The 6824-nt window shown below is 70.0% G+C and carries 5 protein-coding genes and 1 tRNA gene; 5 read left to right on the plus strand and 1 reads right to left on the minus strand.

What is annotated here, in order from left to right:
• Positions 1–57: 57 nt before the first annotated feature.
• From rqcH to C470_RS00730, 4 genes are all read left to right on the plus strand, one after another.
• Positions 58–2268, plus strand: coding sequence for a ribosome rescue protein RqcH (gene rqcH, locus C470_RS00715; protein WP_008364542.1), 2211 nt, complete (start codon positions 58–60; stop codon positions 2266–2268).
• 76 nt (positions 2269–2344) lie between these two features.
• Positions 2345–2737 (plus strand): DUF5820 family protein, encoded by a 393-nt coding sequence (locus C470_RS00720; RefSeq protein WP_007344649.1) that lies wholly within the window; start codon positions 2345–2347, stop codon positions 2735–2737.
• 117 nt (positions 2738–2854) lie between these two features.
• Positions 2855–4354, plus strand: a complete 1500-nt coding sequence (gene purF, locus C470_RS00725; protein ID WP_008364543.1) for an amidophosphoribosyltransferase — start codon at positions 2855–2857, stop codon at positions 4352–4354.
• Between the two features lie 129 nt (positions 4355–4483).
• The gene (locus tag C470_RS00730) at positions 4484–5575 is read left to right on the plus strand and encodes a halocyanin domain-containing protein (RefSeq protein ID WP_008364544.1); all 1092 of its coding nucleotides are present in this window, start codon (positions 4484–4486) and stop codon (positions 5573–5575) included.
• Between the two features lie 25 nt (positions 5576–5600).
• Here C470_RS00730 and C470_RS00735 read toward each other — a convergent pair whose 3' ends face one another.
• Complete coding sequence (locus C470_RS00735) at positions 5601–6161, minus strand: DUF420 domain-containing protein (protein WP_004598589.1); 561 nt, start codon at positions 6159–6161, stop codon at positions 5601–5603.
• Between the two features lie 190 nt (positions 6162–6351).
• On the opposite strand from C470_RS00735, the gene C470_RS00740 reads away from it, so the two are divergent.
• A tRNA-Leu gene (locus C470_RS00740) sits at positions 6352–6436 on the plus strand.
• Positions 6437–6824 lie beyond the last annotated feature (388 nt).

The raw sequence follows: 6824 nt of genomic DNA on the forward strand, positions 1-6824 counted from the left end.
CGTAGCGCGGCCTCCACAACGACACGCCTTTTTCCGGCCCGCCGGTCTCTTTCGAGTATGGACCAGAAGCGGGAGCTGTCGAGCATCGACCTCGCCGCGCTCGTCACCGAGCTGAATCGGTACGAGGGCGCGAAGGTCGACAAGGCGTACCTCTACGACGACGACCTGCTCCGGCTGAAGCTGCGCGACTTCGACCGCGGCCGCGTCGAGCTCATGATCGAGGTCGGAGACATCAAACGGGCGCACGCCGCCGACCCGGACCACGTCGCCGACGCTCCCGGCCGCCCGCCGAACTTCGCGAAGATGCTGCGGAACCGGCTGTCGGGCGCCGACTTCGCGGGCGTCGAGCAGTACGAGTTCGACCGGATCCTCACCTTCGAATTCGAGCGCGAGGACCAGAACACGACGCTCGTCGCCGAGCTGTTCGGCCAGGGAAACGTCGCCGCGCTCGACGAGACGGGCGAGGTTATCGGCGCCCTGTCGACGGTCCGGCTGAAGTCCCGCACCGTCGCGCCCGGCTCGCAGTACGAGTACCCCGCCTCGCGGCTGAACCCCCTCACCGTGAGCCGCGGCGGGTTCGACCGGCACATGCGCGAGTCGGACAGCGACGTGGTGCGCACCCTCGCGACCCAGCTGAACCTCGGCGGGCTCTACGCCGAGGAGGTGTGTACCCGGGCGGGCGTGCCGAAGGAGACGCCGATCGATGAGGCGACCGACGACCAGCTCGGGGCGCTCCACGACGCGCTCTCCCGGATCGGTGAGCGGCTCCGCTCTGGCGACATCGACCCCCGCGTGTACGAGGAGTCGGTCGACGGCGAGGGCGGCGACGGAGGAGACGCCGACGGAAGCGACGGGCGAGATCCCCGCGTCGTCGACGTCACTCCCTTCCCGCTCGCGGAGCACGAGGATCTGCCGAGCGTCGGGTTCGACTCCTTCAACGCCGCCGTCGACGAATACTTCCACCGGCTCGGAGGCGAGGAGACGGAGGAGGGCGAGGCCCCGGCGGACGCGAGCGCGTCCCGCCCGGACTTCGAGGAGGAGATCGCCAAACAGGAGCGGATCATCGAACAGCAGAAGGGAGCGATCGAGGGGTTCGAGGAGCAGGCGCAGGCGGAGCGCGAGCGCGCCGAGCTGCTGTACGCGCACTACGACCTCGTCGACGAGGTGATCTCGACGGTCCGCGAGGCCCGCGAGAACGAGGTGCCGTGGGACGAGATCGAGGAGACGCTCGCGGCCGGCGCGGAGCGAGGAATTCCGGCCGCGGAGGCCGTCGTCGGCGTCGACGGCGGCGAGGGGACGGTGACGGTCGAGCTCGAAGAGGAGGGGGACGACGGGGGGACGATGGCGGTCGAACTCGACGCGAGCGAGGGCGTGGAGGTCAACGCCGACCGCCTCTACCGGGAGGCGAAGCGCGTCGAGGGGAAGAAGGAGGGCGCGAAGGAGGCGATCGAGTCGACCCGCGAGGAGCTGGAGGCCGTCAAGGAGCGCAAGCGGGAGTGGGAGGAACAGCAGGCGGCCGACGACGGGAGCGGCGGGGACGGCGGTGACAACGAGGGCGAAGAGGACGAGGAGTACGAGACCGACTGGCTCGCCCGCTCGTCGATCCCGATCCGGAGCCCGGACGACTGGTTCGAGCGGTTCCGCTGGTTCCACACCTCGACCGGCTACCTCGTCATCGGCGGGCGCAACGCGGACCAGAACGAGGAGCTGGTGAAAAAGTACATGAGCAAACACGACCGGTTCTTCCACACGCAGGCCCACGGGGGTCCGGTGACGCTCCTGAAGGCCGCCGGGCCCTCGGAGTCCGCGGACCCGGTCGACTTCTCCGAGGAGACGTTGCGCGAGGCCGCGCAGTTCGCCGTCTCCTACTCGTCGGACTGGAAGGACGGCCGCGGCGCGGGCGACGCGTACATGGTCGAGCCGGATCAGGTGTCGAAGACCCCCGAGAGCGGCGAGTACATCGAGAAGGGGAGCTTCGTGATCCGCGGCGACCGAACCTACTTCGAGGACGTCGCCTGCCGGATCGCCGTCGGCGTCCAGTGCGAGCCGGTCACCCGCGCAATCGGCGGGCCGCCGTCGGCGATCGTCGACCGCGCGGCCGCGCACGTCACCTTCGAGCCGGGCATGTACGCGCAAAACGACGCCGCGATGATGGCCTACCGGAACCTCAAAGAGCGGTTCAACGACAAGTCGTTCGTCCGCAAGGTCGCGAGCGCGGACCAGCTCCAGGAGTTCCTCCCGCCGGGCGGCTCGGACATCGTGGACTGACGGCCCGCCGGGGAGCGCGCGCCCCACCGACCCGCCCGAGCGCGACGTTTTCAAGCCTCCGCGACGGAGAGGGCGCATGACCTTCGAATCGCTGCCGGAGGGGTGGCGGGTGTGGAACGAGGAGCCGAGCGGCCGGGCCATCCTCGTCTACCGCCCCGACGTCTTCGGGACCGGCGACCTCCCGAACGAGTGTCTCCCGACGATCTACCTGACGAACGGCGCTCGGAACGCGCGCCCGGGCTCGGGCCAGTACGCGACCGACGAGTGGCACGTCGTCTGCTTCTTGGAGCCGGAGATCGAGGCGGTCTCCGAGACGTACGAGAGCCGCGAGGCGGGCGCGGCCGGCGCGGTCGACGTCGCGGCGCGGTTCGTCGCGGGCGAGGTGGATTACCGGGGCGCGTATCAGGTGCCGCGGGAGGAGTACTTCGCGCGGCTCGACGAGTTCGTCGGCGGCGAGGAGACCGCGTGACCGCGCGGCGGTCCGCACCGGATACTATCCACGATTACGCATAACTCGCGGCGAGATGCGAGCGGATACGCCACGAACACGAGGATTTTTATCGCCGCCCGCCCGACCGTCGCGTACATGAACGCCGGTGGGGACTACGGCGGCGACGAACCGCGGGAGAAGTGCGGCGTCGTCGGCGTCTCGCTCGAGGACCGGGAGGCCGCGCGGCCGCTGTACTACGCGCTGTACGCGCTCCAGCACCGCGGGCAGGAGTCGGCCGGGATCGTCACGCACGACGGGTTCCAACAGCACAGCCACGTCGAGCGCGGCCTCGTCGGCGACGCCTTCGAGGAGGGGGACCTCGCGTCGCTGTCGGGGGGCACTGGCATCGGCCACGTGCGCTACCCGACCGCCGGGAGCCTCGACAAGAGCTGCGCGCAGCCCTTCTCTGTCTCGTTTAAGTCCGGATCGCTCGGGCTCTCGCACAACGGCAACCTCGTCAACGCCGACGAGGTGCGCGAGGAGCTGGCGGCCGCGGGCCACGCGTTCACCTCCGACGGCGACACCGAGGTGATCGCCCACGACCTCGCGCGCAACCTCCTCGAAGAGGACCTCGTCCGGGCGGTCAAACACACGATGAACCGCATCCACGGCTCCTACTCGCTGGCGATCACCCACGACGACACCGTGCTGGGCGTGCGCGACCCGCTCGGCAACCGCCCGCTGTGTCTCGGCAAGATCGACGGCGGCTACGTCCTCGCGAGCGAGTCCGCCGCCATCGACACGCTCGACGGGGAGCTGATCCGCGACGTCCGACCCGGCGAGCTCGTCGTCCTCGACCCCGACGGCACGGGGTACGACACGTATCAGCTGGTCGAACGCGACGCGACCGCCCACTGCTTCTTCGAACACGTCTACTTCGCGCGCCCCGACTCCGTCATCGACGAGAGCCTCGTGTACGAGGTGCGCCGGAAGCTCGGCCGGAAGCTCTGGGAGGAGTCCGGCGTCGAGTCCGACGTGGTGATGCCCGTCCCCGACTCGGGGCGCGCGTTCGCCTCCGGCTACGCCGACGCCGCGGGCGAGACCACCGCCGACGGCGAGCCCAGAGCGGCCGACGACGGCGGCGTCGAGTTCGCGGAGGGGCTGATGAAGAACCGCTACGTGGGCCGGACGTTCATCATGCCCACGCAGGACGAGCGCGAGCGGGCGGTCCGGCTGAAGCTGAACCCGATCCGCTCGACGGTGGAGGGGAAGTCGGTCACGATCATCGACGACTCCATCGTCCGCGGGACGACCTCGACCCAGCTCGTCGAGCTGGTCCGCGAGGCGGGCGCCGAGGAGGTCCACCTCCGGATCGGCGCGCCGCCGATCCTCGCGCCCTGCTACTTCGGCATCGACATGGCGACGCGCGACGAGCTGATCGCCGCCGACGCCTCGACCGAGGAGATCCGCCAGGAGGTCGGCGCCGACTCGCTGTCGTACCTCTCGATCGACGCGGTCGCGGAGGCGCTCGGCGAGAGCCGCGCCGACCTCTGTCTCGGCTGCGTCACCGGCGAGTACCCCTTCGACGTCGAGGGCGAGGCGACCGACCGCGACGTCGACGCGCCGGTCTCGGACCCGACGCCGGCGGACGATTAGCGCTCTCCGTCCGGCTCCGCCGACGAGTAGCGCTCCCCTTTCCAACGCCATCCCGCACACGTTCGGCACCGGTCCGACGGGTCGGGACGTATCGGGGGCTTAAATACGCTCACGATTAGACGTGGGAGTATGACACGGAACGCCGACGCTGCCGCCGAGGGCGACGACGCCGGGTCGATGAGCCGTCGCGGATTCTTCCGCGCCGGGGCCGCCGGGGCGGCGGTCGCCGCCGGAGTCGCCGCCGGAAGCGGGACCGTCGCCGCGCAGTACGACGGCTGGCTGGAGGGCGTCAGCAACTACGACGGCACCCACGACTACCGCGGGCAGGACGAGGTTACCGTCGAGGTCGGGGCGGGCGAGAACGGACTCCGGTTCGGCCCGGCCGCGATCCTCATCGACCCGGGCGCGACCGTGGTCTGGGAGTGGACCGGACAGGGCGGCGGCCACAACGTCGTCGAGGAGAACGGAGCCTTCGACAGCGGGTCGGCGGTCGCGGAGGAGGGGACCACCTTCGAGCACACGTTCGAGGACGCCGGCGACGGCGACACGTTCAACTACTACTGCGGGCCGCATCAGTCGGTCGGCATGAAGGGCGTCGTCGCGGTCGGCTCCGTCGACGACGACCTCGTCGACCCGCAGGCCGAGGGCGGCGACGGCAGTGACGGCGGCGACGGCGAGGGGAGCGGCGCGTCCGGCTACGGCGACTGGTTCGAGAACGTCGGTAACTACGAGGGGACACGTGACCTCCGGGGTCAGGACGAGGTCACCGTCGCGGTCGGCGGCGGCGAGAACGGCCTGCTGTTCGACCCGCCCGCGATTCTGGTCGATCAGGGGACGACGGTCGTCTGGGAGTGGACCGGACAGGGCGGCGGTCACAACGTCGTCGAGGAGAACGGGGCCTTCGACAGCGGGTCGGCAGTCGCGGAGGAGGGGACCACCTTCGAGCACACGTTCGAGGACGCCGGCGAGGGCGACGTGTTCCGGTACGCCTGCGAACCGCATCAGTCGGTCGGGATGAAGGGCGCGGTCGCGGTCGGCGCCGTCGACGACGACCTCCTCGGCGGCGAGGGCGGATCCGGCGGGTCCGGCGGCGGGAGCGGGCTCTCCGCGAGCGACATCGGGACGCTCGCGCTCGGCTTCGGCTTCGCCGGCGCGCTGCTCGTCCCGCTGTTCTACGCGGCCCACCAGATGGCCGAGCGGAACGCGGACAGAAACGCGTAATCGACTCCGGTTCTCGCAGCTTCTGTCAGTACAGGTGGTACAGCAGCAGGTACACGCCGATCCCCATCGTGAAGGAGATCAGCCAGAGGACGGCGCCGACCATCCCGACCTGCGCGTGCCGCGTGTGGTATATCTCCTCGTACGGCCGGGTCGCGGCGAGCAGGAGCGCGTGGAAGACGAACGGGACGCAGACGATCGCGAGCAGGATGTGGATCGCGAGGAAGGGGAGGTAGACGTACGAGTAGACGAGCTCGGGGCCGGGGAACTCGGTCGTGCCGACGAGGATCAGCCGGTAGAGGTACGCGCCGAGGAACGCGGCGAACAGCGCGAACGAGGTCACCATGAAGTTCCGGTGGCGTTCGACGTTCCCACGGGAGATCTCCCGCCACCCGAGCAGGATCGTGGCGATAGCGGTCACGGAGACGGCGGCGTTGAAGTGCGGGATCGCGGCGAGGACGGCGTCGCTCGCGCGCGGTAGCAGCGAACTCGGAATGACGCCGCCGACCGCGCTGAAGACGAGCGCGAGCGCGACGGCGGAGGCGACGGCGGTCAACACGGAGACGTTCTCGCGGGCCCAGTCGGACATGTCCGTGCGGTGGGACGCGACCCCCAAACGCGTGCCGGTTGCGGTCGACGCGTTCCGGGTGCGGTCACCGAGTCGCGGTCGCGGTCGCGGCGCGCCGCACGGCGGTCTGCGAAACCCCGCCACGGTCCCGCCAAATGGAAGGGCTTTTAATTAGGGGAAGGGTACGTGGAGACGCGACAGAACACCGCGAGCGTGGGTAGCCAAGCCAGGCCAACGGCGCAGCGTTGAGGGCGCTGTCCTGTAGAGGTCCGCCGGTTCAAATCCGGTCCCACGCATCGCAGGGGTCCACCCCCGAACGATGCACGGTGTTGTCTCTACGACAGCACCCACGCACAATTCCTTTCGATGCTACGTGCGGAGTGACGACTACGATCTGAGCTCTGTACTCGTGAACACCGCCAACGTCCCATCGCTCATTTATAAACCGCTGCTCGCGGATCGGTGGCGAACACCGCCAAAGCCCCAGTCGCGAGGGCGGCGCACACTCGTTGCGCTCCTCGCTCGCGCTGCTCGCTGCGGTGCTTACGTCGTCTGCGCCGCCCTCGCGACTGCCCCTTTGAGTCCCGCCCCGACCGGACCGCAACCGCACCTCACGCCTCCCCAGCCTCGTCGGGCGCGTCCATCGGGCTCCCTTCGGTCGCCCTCGGCGCGCCCGACTCCCTC

Source organism: Halorubrum distributum JCM 13561, from assembly GCF_000337395.1.
GTDB classification, from domain to species: domain Archaea; phylum Halobacteriota; class Halobacteria; order Halobacteriales; family Haloferacaceae; genus Halorubrum; species Halorubrum distributum.